Raw genomic sequence first — 21,079 nt, 5'->3', positions numbered from 1 at the left:
GCTAGTAAACCCCCTCTTGGCCGAATGCTTTGGCAAGCCGGTTCGCGAGAATGATCAGGACCAGTCCGATCGCCGACTTGAAGACGCCTACGGTCGTCGAATAGCTGAAATTGCCCTGCAGCACCCCGTTGCGGTAAACGTAAGTATCGAAGACATCGGCCACATTCAAGTTGACCGGGTTCTGGATCAGCAGAACGTGCTCGAAGCCGAGGTCCAGCACCTGTCCGAGCCGAAGAATAAAAAGAATGACGATGGTCGATTTCAGCGCCGGAAGCGTGACGTGCCATACCTGTCTCCAACGGCTCGCGCCGTCGATGACGGCCGCTTCGTACAGCATCGGATTGACGCCGGCCAGCGCCGCGAGGAAGATGATCGCGCTCCAGCCGGATTCCTTCCATATATTTTGGAATACGTACAGGGCGCGGAAATAATGAGAATCCGTCAAAAATTCGATCCGATGATAACCGAGGCTATCCAGCAGGTTGTTGATGCCACCGTCCTGCGTGGCGAACAGCACGACCGTAATGTTGACGACGATAACCCAGGATAGGAAGTGGGGCATGTAGATGATCGTCTGCACGCTTTTGCGGAACCACGATCGGCTCACTTCGTTCAGAAGTACTGCCAGAAGTATCGGTGCCGGAAAAAACAAAAAAAGATTCAGTCCGCTTAGGAAAAGCGTATTACGCAGCAGCATTCCGAAGTCCGGATCCGAGAACAGACGGTGGAAATTGTCCAATCCAACCCATGGACTACCCTGAAATCCGAGGAACGGATCGTATTCTTGGAACGCAATCACGAGTCCGCCCATCGGAATGTACTTGAAAATGACGAAGAACAGGAAGCCGGGCAGGATCATCAAGTAGATCGGGATCCCGCGGAACCACGCCGCGGCGCCTCCGCTTCTTCCGACAGGAGAAGAAGCAGTCTGTGCGACTGCCTCTTCTTTTTCTCCCATGCTCATGTTGTTCCTCCTCGGAGAGGGCTTTATTTCTGCGATGCCTGGTAGGCGTCGTTATATTCCTTCGTTATCTGGTCGCCGCCGTTCTTCTTCCAATCCGCCACCGCCTGGTCGATGTCGCCGATCGGCTGATCGCCCATGATGACTTTGATCAGCGTCGCCATAAACTTCTGGTCAAGGGTCGTTCCCTGCTTGGTCGCGGTCGGCGATTCGAGCCCGGCTGCCGCGTCCGCCCATTTGAACGGTTCGCTGTTCTTGAACCACTGATCGACGTTCGCCACCGTTGTCGGATCGTCCCACAGATGGATCTGGGTATGCAGATCGAACCGGCGCAGCAGCAGCGTGGAGATCTGATTGGCGCCGTCCTGATCGAAAGCGTCCAGCTTGACGTATTTATCGCCGTCCTTCTTGTAATCGGTCCCCTCGACGCCGTTCTTGGTCAGAATATCGCCTTCGTCGGACAGGAAGTAATTGAACATATCCAATAGGCGAGCCTGCTTCTCCTTGTCGATCTTGGCATTAATGACGACCTTCTGGGTGATGGAGTTGGTGGACGTCCCCTGCAAGCCGGTCGGTCCTTTCGGCGGCAGCAGCTGCACGGTCTCCGCGTTCGGATCAACCTTCTTGAGATTCGGAACGATCGATTGATAGAAGTTGTTAGGCACGACGTCGTCGATGCCGACTTTCCCCGCGGACTCGTATTTGTCCTGCGGATCTTTCACCTTGTTGATCGCAAAGTCCTTATCCAGCACGCCTTCCTTGTATGCCTTGTTCATGAAGGTCGCGAAATCTTTAAGCTCCTGGGTTTGGGTATGCCAGCTGATCAACCGGCCGTCCTTCACGCCCCAGTTGTTGACGAGGCCGAAAGCCGCTTTGATCGGATCGATATGCTTGAAATCGGTCTTGTTCTGAACGAGAGAAGCCGAGAATCCGTAAGTATCCGCCTTGCCGTCTCCGTCGGGATCCTGCGTTGCGAAGGCTTTGGCCACGTCATAAAATTCATCGATCGTCGTCGGCAACTGCAGTCCGAGCTTATCCAGCCAGTCCTTGCGAATGCCGAAGGACGTCTGCGTCTCGATCTGATAATAAGGCAGACCGTAAATCTTGCCGGGAGGATTCATGAACTGAAGAGATTCCTTGCCTCCCAGGTATTCGGTCAAATTGGGATACTGGTCGATGACGGGGGCCAGATCGAGGAACACGCCTTTGTCCCGCCATTTCAGGAAGTCCGCCTTCTGCACCAGGAAGGCGTCGGGGAATTTCCCGGCGGCTGCCAGCACGTTCAGCTTCTCTTCGTAATTGTCCTGCGAGATCGCTTGGAAGTTCAAATGGACGTTGAACTTCTTGTCGAGGAACTGGGCAATCGCGCTGTCGTTCGACCAGCTGGCGCCGCCGTAGCTGATGGTCAGAATGTCGATATCCAGCTTCTTCGACAGATCGTCCTGAGCAGAAGCCGGCGCGGACGGCGCCGCCGTGTTATCCGCACTTCCCGAATCAACCGAATGGGCCGCGTTGTCGTTAGAGTCCCCGCACCCAGCAATCGTTCCCATGGCAAGTACTGCCGCAATCGAGACCGGAAGCCATCTCTTCATTTTTAATTCCTCCAAATGTCATATGATGAAGCTATTAAACAGAGAGCATTAATCGAGAGCTTGGAATTCGTGAAACAAAGACGCAAAAATGGAACCGGTTCGATTTTAATCTACGTATCATATTCCCTTTTCATGCTGGAACGCAAAAAAAAGGAATGCGCCAAGGAAGCAAGCGTATCTCCGGTGGACCGGTCAACAATGACAGGTAGATAACCTATAATTCCAATAGAATTATTAAGAATTATAATAGCAAGCTGCCCCTATGGCGTCAATAACTTTTTGGTTCCGTCGGCGGCGTTCTGCCGGGATTCCGGGAACCATACGATGCCATTTGCAAAGCGGCGACGACAAGACGACGGTCATACGGCCCTAATCATGCAATCGCCCTGCGTCAACTTTCACTTTCTTTTCAAAACGACCAGGTTGCCCTTCATTCCTTCTTCGCTGTAGCCTTTGCCGACCATCATCTGGATCGGCAGCACCGGGCCACGTTTAAAATACCGGCCGAAGTGCCGGTCCACCGATTGCTCGGTCACAAAGACAAAATGTCCTTCTTCTGCCTTGTCGCGACAGCCTCTGAGCAGCATCGCCCCGCCGGGTTTAAGCACCCGCGCGACTTCCTCCGCAAATCGCCGCCGATTTTCTTCAGCAATACTGTGAAAGCATCCGCGATCATTGACCATATCCACGCATCGGTTTTCCAACGGTAAATTCAAGGCGTCGCCCTGACGCCAATCCACCCGAACCTCCGCCTTGTTCGCCCGTTCCCTGGCGATGTTCAAGGCAGCGGCGCTCAGATCGACGCCGATTACGCGATATCCCCGCTGGGCAAGAAAAATGGCTTCGCTGCCGGCGCCGCAGCCCACATCCAAAGCGGTAATGTTAGGGGGAAGATCCATGGAAGCCACGAACGCGACCAATTCTTGAGACGGATACGGGAGATCCCAGTAGTCTCGAAAGTTTCCGCTGGTATACGCTTCATCCCAATCTCTCATTCTGTAAACCTCCGTTCGGTAACGTTTGCATATTTATTCCACGACCTACTCGTACTTTCCTGCATCACCGTAACCCATGTACAACGCCAGTCCGTCAAGCAGCCAATCGGAGAAAACGGTTCAGGAAAAACAACAATTACGACAGAAGAAGGCCCATGCGCCGACGACGCATGGACCTTTAGTCTTGAGTCGTGCCGATGGCAGTTCACAGCTTCCTTAGCTCATCCAGAAGTATCCACCGCTACTTGCTTCACTGCCTTTAGCGCCTTTTGACAAATGGAGCCCCCCGGTCGGGCTGAAGCTCCGAGAGATTGCCTGATTTTCCTCGCATCGCGGAAATGGGAGTGATATGCTATGGTCATAGAAGGAAGGAGGGGGGATATGCGAATCCTCATTGTTGAAGATGAGGAGGACCTCTCACGCGCATTAGCCAAGGGATTAAAGCGGGAAGGCTATGCAGTGGACAGCGCTCTTGACGGGCTAACCGGGTGGGAGCTGGCGGATACCAATGATTATGATGTGATTCTCCTCGACATCAATCTTCCGGAGCTGGATGGCATTACCCTTTGTCAACGAATTCGCCAGTCCTCGCACCATAACGATGTATTTATCCTCATGCTGACAGCGCGCAGCCATCCGGACGAGGTGGAAGAAGGACTCGATTCGGGTGCGGATGACTATCTCCGTAAGCCCTTTGTGTTCAATGAATTGCTTGCCCGCATCCGGGCGCTCCTTCGCCGGCGTTCGCCTGTGAAAAGCCCTGTCCTGCAGTTCGACCGGCTTACCCTGGATTCGAAGACAAAGGAAGTCTGGTTCGAGAACGTTCTTGTTCCTTTGACGAGAAAAGAATTCGGTTTGCTCGAATATTTGATGCTGCATCCCGGCGAGGTCATATCGTCCGAAAGGCTTCTTGAGCACGTTTGGGATATTCATGCGGATCCGCTTACCTCAACGGTCCGGGTCCACATCAATTCCTTGCGCAAAAAGCTCGCGCACCATGACCCGGAGGCAGGAGATGGGTATATTCAGACCGTCCAAGGCTATGGGTATAAATGGGCGCTGCTCACAGCCGGAGAGAAAGAGGAGACGACATGAGACGATGGAACCGTCTTTCGCTGCGCTCAAGATTGACGCTGTATGCCATTCTTTATTTGGCGGCAATGCTTATTCTATATACGGCTATAGAGTCTTTTTTCTCAGCTTCCAGGATCGTGTCGGAGCTGCAGGGGCGGATCATAAGCTTGCTTGTGGCGCTCGCAGGCATGATTCTCAGCGCGCAATGGCTCGCAGTGATTATCCTTAAGCCTGTGAAGCGGATGAGTGAGACCGCCGCCGGAATAACGGCAACCACGCTCGACAAAAGGTTGGAGATTGACCAGCTTCACGATGAATTGAAGAAGCTCGGGATCACTTTTAATACAATGCTGGATGGGCTGGAGCACTCTTTTAATCAGCAGGCCCGTTTTGTTTCCGCGGCCGCGCATGAATTAAGAACACCGCTTTCCATTCTGCGCACGAATCTTGAAGTGGCCGGAGACAGCGATGGCATTGATCCAAGCGAATGGAGAGATTACAGGGCGACAACGGAGCGGACGCTGTCCCGGCTGGAATCGTTAACGGAGGATTTGCTGCTGCTGGCTGACGGCACGTACGATCGCGCGCATCGTGAGCACGATGTTGTGGAGCTTGCCGACATTCTCACGGATGCGGTCTCATTTATGGAACCAATGGCAGTCAAATACGGGGTGACGCTTCAACCGGTGGAGCCTTTCTCTGCTTTGGTTAAGGGGGACGAAAGCTTCTTATTCCTGGCCTTTCGAAACCTGCTGGACAATGCCATCCGGTATAATCGGCCAAATGGGAACGTTACGCTGCAGGTTTTGCATGAAGATGAACGGATTGCGGTTCTGGTTTCGGACACGGGGAAGGGAATACCCCTTCCATCAAGGGAACTGGTTTTTGAGCGGTTTTATCGAATCGACTCTTCACGGGCGCGCAGGCATGGCGGGGCCGGGCTTGGCCTGTCGATTGTCCGCCATTTGCTTGCAATTTTCCAGGGGACCGTTGAACTGGAGACGAGCTCCGAATTAGGAAGCGTGTTTAAGGTCACGTTGGTCCGGGGTTAAGGGGTACTAACTAAAGAAGGGGCTATCCCTTTTAGGACAACCCCCTTGATCCTATCCGTATTGCCTTACTCGTCTTCCTTGAACACCGGCTTGATCGCTAACTCGAAGGCGATCTCCTTCTCGTCCAGCCGGTAAGGCTCCAGCAATTCCGGGCCGCAGGAGTTGGAACCGACGCCGCTCATCTTGTAATCGAGATGCACGTACGTCAGCTTGCTCTTCTTCAGCTCGTACGAGTGGGCGCTGGCCGTCAGCTCCTCCGGTGAAAAGTGCGACGCGTTGAAGGAGAACGGAGCGGGGCCGGAGAAAGCCAGTCCCATGCCCTGCGCGTTCGTCGCGATGGCCCACTCGGTACCGAAGCGGGAGCCGTTCTCCTGCGGACGGACGTAATCTTCGAACATGCCGTCGACGGTCGTCAGGTACGTGCCCTTCCTAACGCTGCGGCGCTTGTCGATGTAGCTCTCGTGCGGTCCGAAGCCGCGGTATTCGATCTCCTCGGTGCCCGCCGGCATCGTCAACTGCAGGCCGAAACGCGGCAGGAAGACGAGCTCCTCACGCACGCGGACCTGCACGTTCAGCGTCACTTGGCCCGTGCCGTCCACGCGCCACTTCGCTTCGCCCTTCAGAATCGGATAGCGGATATAGCCTCCCAGCGAGAAAACGACATCGATCTCGACGACGGAGTCGCCCGTCTGCGACCACCGGACATCGTACACCTTCATCTTCGCGCGGTCATAACCTTCGTCCGTCCACTTCAGCTTAATGTTCCGGTCGTTGTCCGTCGGCGCCCGCCAGACGGCAAATTTCGCCGGGGCGGCCAGCATCTCCACCTCATGCTTGGTGAGGCTGACGAACGCGCCTTGTCCCAGGTCGAACACGTGCCGGAAGTCGAAGCCCGTCACGGTGAGCAGATCGCCCTGCAGCGAAGCCTGCACGGACGGAGCCGCAGCCGCCAAAGGCGTGGGAGCGGCTCCGGCAGTCGCGGCGTCCGCCGCCAGCACGAACTGCGCGAACGCCAGCTCGTAGCCGGCCTCCGCCCACGATGTCTCGTTCTTCGCCCGAACGGAGAACGTCAACACGCGTTCGGCGGAGGAGGCGCCGGCGATCGGCAGCCGGATCGTCTGGTTGCCGTGAGGCGCGGCTTCCAGCTCCCACACCTGGCCCTGCTGCGCGAGGGAGCCGTTCGACTCGATTTTCCAGGTCAAATAGAGTCCCGACAACCCGGCAAAATCATACAGATTATGCACGCGGAACAGCCCCTCGTCCGCGTTCTCCGCCTCGATCTTCACCGGCGCGATCACCTGCTTCAGCTCCAGCAGGCCGGTATGCGGCTTGCGGTCCGGCGACACCAGGCCGTCGATGCAGAAGTTGCCGTCGTTCGGCCGGTCGCCGAAATCGCCGCCATAAGCGAAGAAGGGGGTGCCGTCTGCCGCCTGAGTCAGCACGCCGTGGTCGCACCATTCCCAGACGCAGCCGCCCATCAGATTCGGGTATTTGTAGATGACATCCCAATAGTCCTGCAGATCCCCCGGACCGTTGCCCATCGCATGGCTGTATTCACACTGGAAAAGCGGCTTCGTCTTGTTCCCGTCCCGGCCATATTCCTCCATATACTGGACGGAAGCGTACATCCGGCTTTCCAGATCGAGGCTGTCGACGTCCGTGCTGCCTTTGTAGCCTTCCGCCGCCCCTTCGTAATGGACGAGCCGCGAACGGTCGCGCTCGCGCGTCCAGCGCTGCATCGCGATATGATTGTCGCCGTAGCCCGACTCGTTGCCCATCGACCAGATGATGACGGAAGGATGGTTCTTGTCCCGCTCCACCAGGCGCTTCGCCCGGTCGAGGAACGCTTCGCGCCAATCCGGATGGTTCGTGAGCGTATGGAAGGAGCCTTCCTTCCAATGTTCGGCGGCGCCGATGCCGTGGCATTCGAGATCCGCTTCGTCGACGACATAGAAGCCATACTCGTCGCACAGGTCCAGGAACCGCGGATCGTTCGGGTAATGGGACGTGCGGATCGTGTTGACGTTGTGCCGCTTCATCAGGTTGAGATCCTGAATCATATGGTTCAGCGGAATCGTCTGTCCGAGCTCCGGATGAGAATCGTGCCGGTTGACGCCCTTCAGCTTGACGGCGACGCCGTTGACCGTAAACACGCCCCCCGCGGCGACTTCGATCCGGCGGAAACCGACCGGGAACGAGAGCACTTCCGTTCCGGACTTCACGTACAGCCGATACAAATACGGCTGCTCCGCGTTCCACAGCGTCGGCGCGTCGATCTTCAGCTCAATCGCCGCTTGACCGTTCGTCTCGGCGCTGCCGGAAGCGACCGTGCGGCCCTCGGCGTCGCGCAGCTCTACGGCTACCGGCAGCGATCCGCCGGCAGCGTCCAGTTCGGCCCGCAGCACGGCCTGGCCGAAGTCCGGCGACAGCTCCTGGCGCAGGAACACGTCCCGCACATGAACTTCGTCCCGCGCCAGCAGGTAAACGTCGCGGAAAATGCCGGAATACCGCCACAGGTCCTGGTCTTCGATGTACGTCCCGTCGCACCATTTGAGCACCATCACCGCGATCCGGTTCGTACCGGGACGCAGCGCCTTCGTCAGGTCGAATTCCGCCGGCACGCGGCTGCCCTGGCTGTAGCCGATGAACGTGCCGTTCACCCACAGGTAGAAGCACGAATTGACTCCCTCGAAGACGACGTATTTTTTCTTCCCGTCCCATGCGTCCGGAAGGTTGAACTCCCGCACGTACAGTCCGGCCGGATTCTCGTCCGGCACGAAGGGCGGATCGCACGGAATCGGGTAGTTCACGTTCGTGTAGTGCAGCTGGTCGTAGCCGTTCGTCTGCCAGCAGGACGGAACCAGCAGCGAGTCCCAGCCGGATACGTCCGCTCCGTCTTCATAGAATCGTTCCTCTACTTGCCGCGCGCTCTCGTGGTAACGGAATTTCCAGCTGCCGTTCAGCGTCCGGTAATAGGGCGACCTGCCGCGCTTGCCGGCCTTGGAAGACCCGGCATCGCTGTAAGGAATATAGTACGCCCGCGGCTCTTCGCGGTGAAGCTGCAGCACGGACGGGTCCTGCCACACCTTAGGCACGTTGATCATCGATTATGGGCACTCCTCTCGAATCGTATCCGAATGATTGTACTTTTGTTGGCGTTTACGCCCCTTCATTATACGTTGTGCTATACTGGCGAAGTAGGGACGGAACGGACATGCAATAGTACAAAACGGACATGATTCCTAAGCAACAAGGAGAGAGCCGCATGGAGCTGCTGCCGCTGCGCACGAATCCGCATACCGGAGAACTGTGGGAAATTCCCTACGTCGTCTACACGGCGGGAACCGAATATCAGCAGCCGATTGCGAGAGTGGAAGGATTCTCCGCCCACCATCTGATCGTCACCATATCCGGCAAAGGCCGATTCCGGCCGATCGGCGGCGGAGAGGAGTGGGACTTGATCGAGGCCGGGACGCTGCTGTTCATTCCCGCCGGTTTCGGCCATGAGTATACGCCGTACGGGGAACACCCCTGGCATGTCGCGTACGTGACCTTCACGACGACAGCCGCTGCATCCGGCACTGCGGCCGCCGACACGTCATGGGGCTTCGGGCGGGAGCCCTCGCTGCGGCCGCTACGGCAGACCGACCGGCTGCTGCGGCTGATCGCCGGCATCTGGGCGCGAATGAAGGCGCCCGTGGACAGCTGGGCGACGGCGGAGCTGCTGTACGCGTTCCTCGTGGAGACGCGCAAGCAAGTAGTCGTCGACGGAAAGAGCGCCCCCGGACGGAAGGTGTCCGGGCCGTATACGGTCGTCCAACGGGCCGCGACGTTCATGCAGGACCATATGGAGCGGAGCCTGGCGGTGGCCGACGTCGCCGAACGGTTCGGCTACTCGCCCAAGCAGTTGACGCGGCTGTTCCGGCAGACGTACCGCACGACGCCGCTGCAGTACTGGAAGCGCATCCGGCTGCAGACGGCGGCCGCGCTGCTGGACAGCGGCATGAGCCTCGCGCAGATCGCCGCCCGCATCGGCATGGAGCCGGTCTACTTCAGCCGCGCGTTCCGCGCGCAGTATGCCTGCACGCCGTCGGAATTCCGGGAACGGTTGCGGCAATAAAGAATCCGACAAATGGAATATTTCTCGGCCAACGGAAAACACCTTGAAGCCGCAGTGGCCGGGAAGCGGAACCGCCGACACACCAAGAGCGATCGCGCCTTCTTGAAACCGCGCAGCGGGCCTTCGGGAAGCTCTGCCGCAGCCTGCGCGCGGGAACGGAAGCGAGGCGCGCATCAAGCCGCGCTTCCCTCCGTCGTCCGCTCCTCCTGCGGCTTGCGGCGATCGCGGAGCCAGTCCCACCCCAGAGCGCCGAAATAAAACACCGCCTCCAGGGAAGTAATGAAGAAACTGACGGGCGCGTTCGTATAATAGCTGAGCGCAAGCCCTCCCCACACGCCCAGAACGCCGAACAGGACGGAGATCAGCACCATCCGGCCGACGGAATGCGTCAGATGGCGGGCTGCCGCGGCCGGCGCGGTCATCAGCGTGAAGACGAGCAGCGCGCCGACGATCAGGATCGCTTCGGAGACGGCGATGGCCAGCAGCACGAGGAACCCGATGGAGAGGAGACGGACCGGCAGCCGAGCGGCCTGGGCTCCCGCGGGATCGAACGAATCGAATTTGAGCGGCTTGTAGAAGAACAGCAGCACCGCGATCACGCCCGCGGATAAATAGACGATGTCCAGCACGTTCTGCAAGCTGATGCCGACCACGCTGCCGAACAGCAGCGCATACATCGCCGTCGCTTTCTTCGCGGACAATGAAATAAAGAGCAGCCCCAAGCCCAGAAAAAAGCTGAGCACGACGCTGATCGTCACTTCCCGGCGGAAAATCTTGACGCCGAAGCCGCCGATCGCAAAGGCGCTTAACGTGGAGAACAGCAGCAGCCCGCCGATGGGATTCCAGCCGACCAGCACCGCGAAGGAAGCGCCGGAAAATCCGATATGCGAGAACGTGTGGGCGATAAAAGACAGATGGCGGGCAATGACGAACACGCCGATGACGCCGCACATGACCGCCACGATCGTGCCGGCTTCGAACGCATGCTGCATAAAATCGTACTGTAGCAAGTCCTCACTCCCAAACTGGCGTTTTGTGTTCAGGCCTCATCATTAATGAAAGCAAACTTTCGAGTCCGGTTGGCTGGACGTCGTCACGAACAGCTTGCCGTCCAGTCTGATGACATCGACCGCGCTTCCGTATAGCTTGCGCAAAACGCTGGCCTGCATAATTTCCTCCACGGTGCCGATGGCGTATTGGCCCGGCGTCAAATAGAGAATCCGATCCGCATAGCGGTTGATCAGGTTGACGTCGTGGCTGATGAGCAGCACGCTGATGCCGCGCGTGCGGCAGATGGAGTGGACGACCTCGGCCATCGCCTCCTGCGCGCCCGGATCGAGATTGGAGGTGGGCTCGTCGAGCAGCAGAATTTTCGGATCGCGAACGAGGGCCTGCGCCAGGAAAATGCGCTGACGCTCCCCTCCCGACAAACGCCCGATCGACTGGTCGGCCAGATGGGACGCATCGGTCAGCTCCAGCGCGCGGCGAACCGCTTCCTTGTCGGCGCGGTTCAGCCAGGGGCGCAGCGGGTGCGGCAGGCCGAGACAGACGAAGTCCCGCGCGCGCATCGGCAGCTCCGGGTCGATCTGGCGAGATTGCGGCACGTAGCCGATGACCGCCTTGCCGAGCGTTCGGCCCCCATTCATCCGGACTTGACCCTGCTGCGGCTTGATCAATTGCAGGAGCACGCGGAACAGCGTCGTTTTGCCGGCCCCGTTCGGTCCCAGGATGCCGAGAAATTCGCCCGGCTTCACCTCAAAGGAGATGTCGCTTAACACCGTTTTGCCGCCGAGATGGACGGACACCGCTTGCACTTCCAGCGCAGCGGGCAAGGAACCGGGGCCGCCCTCGGTTGTGCGATTCAAAGCGGCCGCTGGCGCGGTAACGCTCATCGTGCTTCCCCCTTTCCGCGAAACCCGGAAAAACTTCGCCCGCGACGGACAAAGTTTTTCGGATGCCGTGATCGTTGAACATGATTTTTATTTATTTCATCGCATCTTGAATCTGTTTCAGTTGGTCCGTCATCCACTGCAAATAGTTTTTGCCGGAGGGCAACGTCTCTGTCACTTCGACGACGGGAACGCCGCTTTGCTTGGCGAGATCGACGAGGTTCTGAACGGTCTGGCTGGTGGCCTGGCTGTTGTTGACGAAAAATTTGATGCTCTTGTTCTTGATATCGTCCTGCAGCTTCGCCACGTCGGCCGGCGCGGGGTCCGTCTCTTCCTCGGCGGCCATCTCGAATTTCTCGTCGGTCACCTGCAGGTTCAGCGCCTCGGCCATGTAGTCGAACACCGGCTCGGATACGGCGATTGGCAGCGGAGACGCTTGCTTGAGCGAAGCGACCGCGTCCGTGAACGGAGCGAGCGTCGCCTTGTAGGCATCGGCTTGCTTGGCGTAGTCGTCTTTGTGATCCGGGTCCAGCTTGCCGAGCTGATCGGCGAGATAGTCGGCGTATTTCGGCATCGTTTCGGGATTGTACCAGACGTGCTCGTTGTCTCCGTCCTGGTGCCCCATGACATCGCTGGCGACCCGAATCACCGTTTTGTCCTTGGCGTCGCCGGAAGCGTCGATCAGCTTCTGGGCCCAAACATCGTAGCCGATTCCGTTGAAGATGACCACCTTGGCGCCGTCGATCGCCTTGGACGCGTCCGGCGTCGGCTCGTAATCGTGCGGATCCATATCCGGGCTCGTGAGCAAGGACGTCACTTGCACGTAGTTGCCGCCGACGGCCTCGGCCACTTCCCCATAGAAATTCTCGGCGGCAACGATATCGATCTTAGCGCCGGAGGAACCGGAGGCGCTCGGAGAATTCGAAGCCTGATTCGAATCGTCGGAGCTTCCGCAAGCGCTGAGCAGACCGATGACGAGAACGGCGGATAGCAGCAATGCGAGTCGGGTGAAACGGCGTTTACTAACGGATGATTTCATGAGTACACTCCTTGAATTTTAATCGTAAAAATTACTATTAAACCATTGTCGCTATTATAGGCCAGCTTGCGGAGCGTGTCAACGAGCGATTTGAGGCGCAAGAAATTACGGCGGATCGTGCGAATGTGCGAACTCGGACTGTCCGCATGAGACGCCCCGAGGCTCATGAGCGGGATTACGACGCACGCTCAGGGGGTCGCCGCCTTCGGCAGCTCCCCGGCAACGTTCGGGAACGGGTCTTCGAAGCGCCGCCAGTCGTACGGCAGCTCCGCGTCGGACAACAGGCAGGCGTCCAGGCCGGCTTCCAGCTCGGCGCGGTTCATGCCGATGCCGATCAGCACGAACCGATTGATCCGGTCCCCGTATTCCGGATGCCAGCTCCTCCTCAGTTCCGGCTCGTCGCGAAGGATCTCCAGCCGCTCGGCCTTCGGCAAAGCGGCGACCCAGCAGCCTTCCGGTCCCAACTGAATGGAGGGGCCCGCCTGGCTGAAGCTTTGCGCATAATCGTTCCTCGTCGCCAGCCAGATCGTACCTTTGGACCTCACCACCTCGGCCGGCCAATCCCGCATCCAGTCCATCAACCGGCCCGGATGGAACGGTCGAACCCGCTCGTAGACAAACGACGCGATGCCGTACTCCTCTGTCTCCGGCGTATGCTGCGGCTTCTCCAGCTCCCGAATCCAGCCTGCGGACAAGCTCGCCTGCTCGAAATCGAACAGTCCGGTATTCAGAATGGCGGATGGATCGATCGCTCCGTTCACCGTCCGCAGAAGCCGGGCTCCGGGCTGAAGCGCGCGAAGCACGCCCTCCAGCTCATGCAAGCTCTCCTCCTCCACCATGTCGCATTTATTCAGCAGCAGGACGTCGCAAAACTCGATTTGGTCGATCAGCAGATCGACGACCTCGCGGGTGTCGTTTTCCCCGGTCGCCTGGTTGCGGTCCAGCAGCGTTTCGCCCGACGAATAGTCGTGCCAGAAGCGGTAGGCGTCCACGACGGTGACCATCGTATCCAGCCGACAGAACTTCGTCAGGTCGATGCCGAGCTCCTCGTCGATATAGCTGAACGTCTGGGCGACGGGAACGGGCTCTCCGATTCCGGTCGATTCGATGAGAATGTAGTCGAAGCGATCCTCCCGCGCAAGCCGCTCCACCTCGCGAAGCAGATCCTCGCGCAGCGTGCAGCAGATGCAGCCGTTGGACATCTCCACCAGCGTCTCGTCGGTACGCGACAACTTCCCGCCGTCCCGAACCAACTCCGCGTCGATATTCAGCTCGCTCAGATCGTTTACAATCACCGCCACCTTTAAACCGTTGCGGTTGTTCAGCACATGGTTGAGCACTGTCGTTTTTCCCGCACCGAGATAACCGCTTAGAACGGTAACCGGAATTTTTTCCTGTCTCAAACGCTTACCCTCCAGAAAGGTTGTCTTTTTTTCTTGCGCGATTTGATCGTCTCGAGTCATAACGCCTTGATTCGAAACCTTAGGCGCTATAAGTAACTTCAGGCTTGCGGTTTTTTCCGCAGTTCCCGCAATAGCCGTAGACGTCGAAACGGTGCTTAATCACCGTAACCGAGTCCGGCAAGGCCGGAAGCGAAGCCATAGGGCAATATTCTATCGGCATCACGTAATCGCATGCCAAACAAATAAAATGATGATGGTGACTCGGCTTCTCGTCGCGATTGATTCTGAACTTGTTGCCATCCTCGAAATGCACGAGTTCCACAAGCTCCAATTTCAAAAGCAAGCGTAAATTGCGGTAGACGGTATCGTAGCTTAGACCGGAATAAAAGGATCGCAGATATAGGAATATTTCCCCGGCCGACACAAAACCGGGCGACTCCGCGAACAACTTCGCCATCTTCTTCCTCTGCTCGGTTATCCGCAGGCCGGCTTCTGACATACGATTCAACATAGATTCCATTTTGTTGTCGGCCACTTTCCTCACCCTTTCCAATATGTAATTTTTACAGCTTCAGATCATTCAAATCGTAATATTTACACTTTTACAGTGTAGGCATCATTGCCAAATTCGTCAAGAACTTCTCCTGCCGCTTTTGCATCACCTGGCCATGATCGTCATATCAGTCTGCCCGAACTGTCGACAAGGCTCTCTAAACATGCCAGCCGGCATTCATCGCCAAACGGCATCCTCCATGAGTTTACTTTGAGACTCCGCTCATACCATTCAACGACGACGCTCCAGCAGCGAGGCCAGCTCCTGCCCGGAGAACTGCTCGCCTATAAAAACCGCCGCATTCCGGACGCTCCCCTGCGGATTGATCCGGAACACGTCCAGCTGTCGGTAGGCATAGTGAAACATCATCCGTTCCCCGCTCTCTGCCGACGTAAAGACGCCCTTGGCCCGATAGACGCGATCCGGCAGCCGGCTTATCGTCTGCTTCAACCACTCCGGTTCAATCTCGCCCTCGAAATAGTGGGTATATACCGTCACGTGATCGTAAGAATGGCGGTGCTCGCGCGTACGATCTTGGCTGCGGTCCGTCGCGCGGCTTTGTTCCGCCGGCAGGGAGACGGCCGCCGGCACTGCATGACCCCCGAGGATAAGTTCTTTCCTGGCACTTCGGTCAACTTCGCATCGGACCGCCGGGTACAGGAGCGCGTGCGCATTCAGTTCCCGAACAGCCGCCATTCCTTCCTCAAGTTCGGCGGTTGTGACCAAATCGGCCTTATTCAAAACGATGACGGTTCCGCAGCGGATTTGATCAGCCATGAGACGATACGTTTTGCCTCCGGCTTGCCGCCATTTCAGCCAATGGGCGATATCCACCACAGTCGCCACCGCCCGAATCTCGATGGGAAGCAGCAAGGCCGCTTCCGTTGCCGCATCGAGCAGTTCCATGGGATTCGCGACGCCTGTCGCCTCAATAAAAATAACATCGGGCGACACCTCATCGGCAAGTCGACGGATTTCCGTTCCCAGATCGGCACGGAATGTACAACAGATGCACCCGTTCAACATTTCGCGTTGAGGAACGTTCTCGTCCACTGCCAATCCATCCAGATTGATATCCCCGATTTCGTTCATAATGAGCGCGGGAGATTGCCCGCTGTCCAGGGCATCTTCAAGCAATTTGGCGAGAAGCGTCGTCTTGCCGGCTCCCAGAAAGCCTGCCAGGATGATAATGGGAGTCTTCTTCATGGGCGGACAGCCCCTTTCTATTTTTTATCGATTCCCTTCACGGAACGTCCCGTCGGCGTCAGCTGCCCGTCGAATGAGTAGACGACTTTCTCCTCCAGCCGTTCTCCGGCCGCATGCTTGCGCACTAGTGACTTACCGTCTTCCGGCGTTATGTTCTGATACCAGACGCCTTCCGGATAGGCGATCACGACGCATGCATCCTTGCAGCGCCCGTTGCAGCGAGTTCGGGTGGTGTGCATTTGTCGGTCCAAGGCAAGCTCCGCGATCTCCTCGCGGATGGCGGTCGTCACTTCTTCCGCCCCCAGTTTCTTGCAGCTGTCGCCATTGCAGATGAGCAAATGACAGCGGGTTTCCTGCAAATTCCATGTCGTCATCCCAATACCCCTTTCTACTCCCGAGTCTTTGTTTGACAAATCGAAATCGGCGTTCTATACTTTAATCGTAAATTTTACAATTAAAAGAGAGGATGAACTTTCATGCCCGAAGCCATTCAAGATCCCCGCATTCCCGTCAGCGTGCTGACCGGTTTTCTCGGCGCGGGGAAGACTACGCTGCTGAATTACATACTGACCGCCGATCACGGCCAGAAGATTGCGGTCATCGTCAATGAGTTCGGCGAAGTCGGCATAGACAACCAGTTGGTCGTTGGCGCGGACGAAGAGATCTTCGAGATGAACAACGGCTGCATCTGCTGCACCGTGCGCGGCGACCTCATTCGCATTCTTGGCGATTTGGCGGAGGCCAAATTCGGCAAAGGCAAACGCAAGGCCGACTTCGACCGCGTGGTCATCGAGACGACCGGATTGGCCGATCCCGCCCCCGTCGCGCAAACGTTCTTCGTGGACCCGGAAATCGCCGACCGGTTCAAGCTGGACGCGATCGTGACCGTCGTCGACGCCAAGCATGCGGATCAGCATTTGGACGAGGGACACGAAGCGCAAGAGCAGGTTGCCTTTGCCGACGTTCTGCTGCTCAATAAGACGGATCTCGTCTCCGAAGAGGAACTGCAGAAGCTCGAGCAGCGTCTGCGCTCCATGAATTCCGCCGCCAAGCTTCACCGTACCCGTCAATCCCAGATCGATCTTCAACACGTCTTAGGGATCAACGCATTCGATCTGGAACAGAAGCTGGAGATCGATCCCGGCTTCCTCGAAGAAGAAGACCATGAGCATGACGACGAAGTGACATCCGTCTTCTTCCGCGAGACCCGGCCGCTCGATCTGAACCAAGTGGAGCTCTTCATCAACGAGTGGCTCGCCGAGCACGGCGCGGACACGTTCCGCTACAAAGGCGTTCTGAATATTAAAGGCGCCAAGCAGCGCATCGTGTTCCAGGGCATTCACATGCTGTTCGCCTCTTACCCGGATCGAGCGTGGAAGCCGGGCGAAGTGCCGGTCAGCGAATTCGTCGTCATCGGCCGCAACCTGGACGAACAATGGTTCCGAGAACAATTCGCCCGCTGCGTCGCCAGTTAATCCTCCTCCTTCTGTCAGAACCTCGCAACTTGCTCATCGGCAGGTGCGAGGTTCTGTCGTTTCGGCATACGGGACCTTTTTAATTGTAATTTTTACGATTATAAATTTCGAAAAAATTTAGTCCAGCGGAGACAAACCGCTGCTCCGCCATTCATCGATCGGCTCCGGCTTCCAGTACAACAGCGCCGCCTTAAATCGATGCGGGTAAATATATTCCCCCTTGTGTCTTGTCACGTAACGAAGAAGGATGTCTACTGCAGCTTTACGATCGTAATTTTCGTCCATGATCGGCCGCAAATTGTCCCGAATCAGTTGCTCTTCGGTTTCGTAACGGTAAACCCGTTCCAACTCGACGATTTGGCAATTGGCATCAATGCCCAATTCGTAAAGCAGATTCATCAAGTAAATATAATCTTTGCGCTTGAACTTAATGCGGCACCCCAACTGTCGATGAATCTCCCACAAATGCGGCTTTTCCGGTCCGCTTGTTAGGCCTACTATGGCCAGTCGCTTGGCAGCGTTGTTCATACGGATCAGCGCCTGATCGATCTTCCGCATACGGTAGTAGCAGTTGATGCCGAACACGACGTCGAACGGCTCTTCGGGGCGGAATTCCTCCCACTTGGCATGAACGAACCGCGTTACCCGCAAATTTCTCCGGCTTGACTCCTCCCGAAGGAAGTCCAGCACGCTTCGAGAGCTGTCCAGACAGGTCAGCGAAGCCGCCTTCTCGGCTGCGGCGAACGAATAATTGCCCCATCCCGGACCGATCTCCAGCACATGATCCGTCGGCTCCAAATAACGAAGCAGCGCCAATCGAAGAGCTTCCATGCTGTCGTCCGTCGCGCCTCTTTTTTTCTCCATCATCTCTCGCCAGAATGCCTCTTCCTGCTCGTCGTTCGTCATACGCTCCGGAAGCTCTCCGTCCCAGTCTTTCATGCCGTCCAGCCACATTTGTTTGCTATCCATTCGGATACGTACGCCGTAATACATATCGGTTCTCCTCTAAATGTAATTTTTACGATTAGATTTTATATGATTTCGATTCCTCTTGCAACTTTTTTCGTTACCGAAACAACGCTCTTCTCGACCAATGAAGAAAGCCGCCCGGCTTTCACCCTGCGGCCGCGCTGCGTTGTCGCTCGCTCCCGTTCCCGTTCTATCCGTCCGGCACAACCCGATAAACATTTTTCTCCCCTATATTTTGCAAGATGCGGGTTGGCACACAAGATAGTTTCAATACATCCGTATCCCCTTTTGCATTTTTCGTTAAGGTTAGAATCAAGATGGTACCTCGCAATCTGGCATGATGCCGGGGATGTTCGGTGGATACGAAATTCCCCAGAGAAGACGCCGCTACCCGATTTCTAGTGAGTCCGTCGATGTCCTTCATCTTAAACATTCTTATTGGATGCAGCACATGGGGATGCGCTCCCAGCACTACGTTCACACCATTTTTAAACAGCAGGTGCATAAGCCGGATTTGGTTGCGGTCGGGATGAGTTCGAAATTCTTTCCCGAAATGCAGGCAAACAATGAGAAAATCGGCTTGACTCTTCAAACTGCGTACATCCGCTATTATTTTTTTTCGGTTTATCCTGTTGACCGACCACGGATCCGGTACCGGGATCCCGTTCGTTCCTTTCGTATAAGCCAATATTCCGATCTGTATTCCCTTTACGTTAACAATCAGTTTTCGGCGGGCTTCCCGGGCGGAACGATACGTGCCCGTGTGTCGGAGACCGTGTCGGTCGAGGACGTTTAATGTCCGTCTCAAACCGGATTGTTTCCCGTCCATGCAATGGTTATTGGCTGTGCCTAATACATCGAAGCCCAAGTTCCGGAGCGTTGCCGCGAAGTGATCCGGGGAGTTGAACAACAGTTTTCCGGGCTTTTCGCGAAAATGATTGCCGGAGAACGTCGTCTCCAGGTTGCCTATCGTCAAATCGGATTTCCGCAGAAGGGGTTTCACCTTGGCAAAAATGGGGGCGAATCCGCCTTCCTTTGCAGCCGAGGCGATCATTTTCTTTTTTATTAACAAATCCCCGACTGCAGCAATGGTGATTTTCGTCAAATCCGAACACTCCTTCCACGATGATACGTTATGCGAATGATCAGCAAATGCTTGTAAGTTGGGCCCCGCGGCATGGCGAGAAAAAGACCAAGTCTGGTTTTTCTAGGATTGAATTCCTTGGCCTCTGAGGAGAAATTTATTCTTTATACGAAGGTTGATGAACTGTAATTTACTTCACAGAACTCCGATCTTTTTAAAATTATACTCAAGCTATCACTTGATATTGGAGGTTTCGAAACGATGAGCAACCAAAATTTAACCGAACAACTGGAAGCGGCCACGCGGCAGTTTAAGGCCAATACTCCGATTGAAGCGCAGATCAGGATCGGTCAAATGATCGAGGAGCTTCAGAAGTCGGGGATCGCTTCCGGGAAGCAACCGGGCGAGAAGGCGGTGGACTTTCAATTAACAAACGCGCTGGGACGGGATGTCATTTTATTTGAAGAGCTCGCGAAAGGACCGGTTGTGCTGGTCTTCTATCGCGGCGGCTGGTGTCCTTTTTGCAATATGCAATTAAAGGCTTACCAGCAGACATTGCCGGAAATCCAGGCGATGGGAGCGCAGCTTATCACGATTAGCCCGCAAAAGCCGGATCATTCGTTATCCCTTCAGGAAAAGGAAGGACTGAAATTTCAAGTCCTTAGCGATCCGAACGGCTTGGTAACGGCCAAGTACAATCTGCTTTTCGATGTTCCGCAGGGAGTAAGGGAACTCATGGAAGGCGTCGGACTCGATCTTGCGGAGTACAACAATACCTCCAAATGGATTTTGCCGGTTCCGGCGACATTCATGATCGATGAGAACGCGACTATTCGCTCTGCTTATGTCAATCCGAATTTTATGCAGCGTCAAAGCCCGGAGGAAATTTTGCGAGAGCTAAGTAAGCTGTAACGATTTTTGCATCATTCGTTTGATATGTGAGCAAAATAAGCGAGGTAAATGATGAAGGAGAGAATATATCGTGACCATAACCAAGGAAGAAATTTTAGCAGCTCATCATTTTCGGCATGCAACCAAAGAATTCGATCCTAGCAAAACCATCTCCGACGACGACTTTGAATTTATTTTGGAAACGGGCCGGCTCTCGCCCAGCTCGTTTAGCGCAGAACCGTGGAAATTTGTCGTTGTTCAAAACGAACAGCTGCGGAACAAAATAAAAAAAATTTCGTACGGAGCGGCCAGCAAACTGCCGGAGGCCAGTCACTTCGTCGTTATTCTGGTCCGGACCCCGCTGGATATGAGATACGACTCCGCCTACCAGAAGGAGCAGCAGTCCAAAGCCGTTCCGAAGGAACGCCTGACAAGACATCTTGAAATCTTCGAAGAGTTCCAGAGAAATGACTTCAAGCTCCTGGAGCATGAACGCTTTCTTACCGATTGGGCCATCAAGCAGACGTATATACCGCTTGCTAACATGATGACGGCTGCGGCGTTAATCGGCATTGACTCCTGTCCGATCGAAGGCTTTGATATGGAGAAAATGAATCAGCTGTTGGACGAGGAAGGGCTGCTGGAGGACGGACACTTTACCATCTCGGTCATGATTGCCTTCGGTTATCGCAAAAAAGAGCCGGGACCGAGAATCCGCCTTCCGTTTGATGATGTTGTGAAATGGGTCAAATAAATAGGCTATAAACCTAGGAGGT

General features: G+C 56.0%; 19 protein-coding genes. 6 read left to right on the top strand and 13 right to left on the bottom strand.

Features of this window, described 5'->3' with window-relative positions:
* Position 1: 1 nt before the first annotated feature.
* The 3 genes from H7C18_RS14575 to H7C18_RS14565 form a co-directional block, all read right to left on the bottom strand.
* Positions 2-859 carry an ABC transporter permease gene (locus tag H7C18_RS14575; RefSeq protein WP_273386753.1) on the bottom strand — a complete coding sequence of 286 codons (858 nt, stop codon included), beginning with the start codon at positions 857-859 and terminating at the stop codon, positions 2-4.
* Positions 860-987: 128 nt separating this feature from the next.
* Positions 988-2,553, bottom strand: coding sequence for a type 2 periplasmic-binding domain-containing protein (locus tag H7C18_RS14570; protein ID WP_185129804.1), 1,566 nt, complete (start codon positions 2,551-2,553; stop codon positions 988-990).
* Positions 2,554-2,951: 398 nt separating this feature from the next.
* Positions 2,952-3,548 (bottom strand): class I SAM-dependent methyltransferase, encoded by a 597-nt coding sequence (locus tag H7C18_RS14565; protein WP_185129803.1) that lies wholly within the window; start codon positions 3,546-3,548, stop codon positions 2,952-2,954.
* 381 nt (positions 3,549-3,929) lie between these two features.
* Between H7C18_RS14565 and H7C18_RS14560 the strand changes: the two genes are divergently transcribed.
* On the top strand, positions 3,930-4,643 hold the full coding sequence (locus tag H7C18_RS14560; RefSeq protein WP_185129802.1) for a response regulator transcription factor: 714 nt from the start codon (positions 3,930-3,932) through the stop codon (positions 4,641-4,643).
* Positions 4,640-5,674 (top strand): sensor histidine kinase, encoded by a 1,035-nt coding sequence (locus tag H7C18_RS14555; RefSeq protein WP_185129801.1) that lies wholly within the window; start codon positions 4,640-4,642, stop codon positions 5,672-5,674. The genes H7C18_RS14560 and H7C18_RS14555 overlap by 4 nt, the downstream gene beginning before the upstream one ends.
* Before the next feature lie 65 nt (positions 5,675-5,739).
* Here H7C18_RS14555 and H7C18_RS14550 read toward each other — a convergent pair whose 3' ends face one another.
* Entirely contained in the window at positions 5,740-8,778 is a 3,039-nt protein-coding gene (locus H7C18_RS14550; RefSeq protein ID WP_185129800.1) for a glycoside hydrolase family 2 TIM barrel-domain containing protein, read from the bottom strand.
* Positions 8,779-8,939: 161 nt separating this feature from the next.
* Between H7C18_RS14550 and H7C18_RS14545 the strand changes: the two genes are divergently transcribed.
* The gene (locus tag H7C18_RS14545; protein WP_185129799.1) at positions 8,940-9,794 is read left to right on the top strand and encodes a helix-turn-helix domain-containing protein; all 855 of its coding nucleotides are present in this window, start codon (positions 8,940-8,942) and stop codon (positions 9,792-9,794) included.
* 173 nt (positions 9,795-9,967) lie between these two features.
* On the opposite strand, the gene H7C18_RS14540 is transcribed toward H7C18_RS14545, so the two are convergent.
* The 7 genes from H7C18_RS14540 to H7C18_RS14510 all read right to left on the bottom strand — a co-directional run bounded on the left by H7C18_RS14540 (position 9,968) and on the right by H7C18_RS14510 (position 16,258).
* Positions 9,968-10,804 carry a metal ABC transporter permease gene (locus tag H7C18_RS14540; RefSeq protein ID WP_185129798.1) on the bottom strand — a complete coding sequence of 279 codons (837 nt, stop codon included), beginning with the start codon at positions 10,802-10,804 and terminating at the stop codon, positions 9,968-9,970.
* Positions 10,805-10,846: 42 nt separating this feature from the next.
* Positions 10,847-11,686: a metal ABC transporter ATP-binding protein gene (locus tag H7C18_RS14535; protein ID WP_185129797.1), complete on the bottom strand. Its 840-nt coding sequence runs from the start codon at positions 11,684-11,686 to the stop codon at positions 10,847-10,849.
* Positions 11,687-11,777: 91 nt separating this feature from the next.
* Positions 11,778-12,722, bottom strand: a complete 945-nt coding sequence (locus H7C18_RS14530; RefSeq protein ID WP_185129796.1) for a metal ABC transporter solute-binding protein, Zn/Mn family — start codon at positions 12,720-12,722, stop codon at positions 11,778-11,780.
* A gap of 188 nt (positions 12,723-12,910) precedes the next feature.
* Positions 12,911-14,125, bottom strand: a complete 1,215-nt coding sequence (locus tag H7C18_RS14525) for a GTP-binding protein (RefSeq protein WP_238357696.1) — start codon at positions 14,123-14,125, stop codon at positions 12,911-12,913.
* Positions 14,126-14,204: 79 nt separating this feature from the next.
* Positions 14,205-14,660 carry a Fur family transcriptional regulator gene (locus H7C18_RS14520; RefSeq protein ID WP_337913505.1) on the bottom strand — a complete coding sequence of 152 codons (456 nt, stop codon included), beginning with the start codon at positions 14,658-14,660 and terminating at the stop codon, positions 14,205-14,207.
* Positions 14,661-14,909: 249 nt separating this feature from the next.
* The gene (locus tag H7C18_RS14515) at positions 14,910-15,884 is read right to left on the bottom strand and encodes a CobW family GTP-binding protein (RefSeq protein ID WP_185129794.1); all 975 of its coding nucleotides are present in this window, start codon (positions 15,882-15,884) and stop codon (positions 14,910-14,912) included.
* A gap of 17 nt (positions 15,885-15,901) precedes the next feature.
* Positions 15,902-16,258: a (2Fe-2S) ferredoxin domain-containing protein gene (locus tag H7C18_RS14510; RefSeq protein ID WP_185129793.1), complete on the bottom strand. Its 357-nt coding sequence runs from the start codon at positions 16,256-16,258 to the stop codon at positions 15,902-15,904.
* Between the two features lie 102 nt (positions 16,259-16,360).
* On the opposite strand from H7C18_RS14510, the gene H7C18_RS14505 reads away from it, so the two are divergent.
* A complete protein-coding gene (locus H7C18_RS14505; protein ID WP_185129792.1) occupies positions 16,361-17,359 on the top strand; it encodes a CobW family GTP-binding protein in 999 nt (332 codons plus the stop codon).
* A gap of 117 nt (positions 17,360-17,476) precedes the next feature.
* Here H7C18_RS14505 and H7C18_RS14500 read toward each other — a convergent pair whose 3' ends face one another.
* Positions 17,477-18,352, bottom strand: a complete 876-nt coding sequence (locus tag H7C18_RS14500; RefSeq protein ID WP_185129791.1) for a class I SAM-dependent methyltransferase — start codon at positions 18,350-18,352, stop codon at positions 17,477-17,479.
* Positions 18,353-18,518: 166 nt separating this feature from the next.
* Complete coding sequence (locus H7C18_RS14495) at positions 18,519-19,433, bottom strand: CapA family protein (RefSeq protein ID WP_185129790.1); 915 nt, start codon at positions 19,431-19,433, stop codon at positions 18,519-18,521.
* A gap of 240 nt (positions 19,434-19,673) precedes the next feature.
* On the opposite strand from H7C18_RS14495, the gene H7C18_RS14490 reads away from it, so the two are divergent.
* Complete coding sequence (locus H7C18_RS14490) at positions 19,674-20,324, top strand: peroxiredoxin-like family protein (RefSeq protein WP_185129789.1); 651 nt, start codon at positions 19,674-19,676, stop codon at positions 20,322-20,324.
* 70 nt (positions 20,325-20,394) lie between these two features.
* Positions 20,395-21,057 carry a nitroreductase family protein gene (locus H7C18_RS14485; RefSeq protein WP_185129788.1) on the top strand — a complete coding sequence of 221 codons (663 nt, stop codon included), beginning with the start codon at positions 20,395-20,397 and terminating at the stop codon, positions 21,055-21,057.
* The last annotated feature ends 22 nt before the right edge of the window (positions 21,058-21,079 follow it).

The organism is Cohnella zeiphila (genome assembly GCF_014212055.1).
GTDB classification, from domain to species: Bacteria; Bacillota; Bacilli; order Paenibacillales; family Paenibacillaceae; genus Cohnella; species Cohnella zeiphila.
The sequence above is the reverse complement of the archived record's forward strand: the minus strand, read 5'-3'. Positions and strand labels throughout refer to the sequence as shown.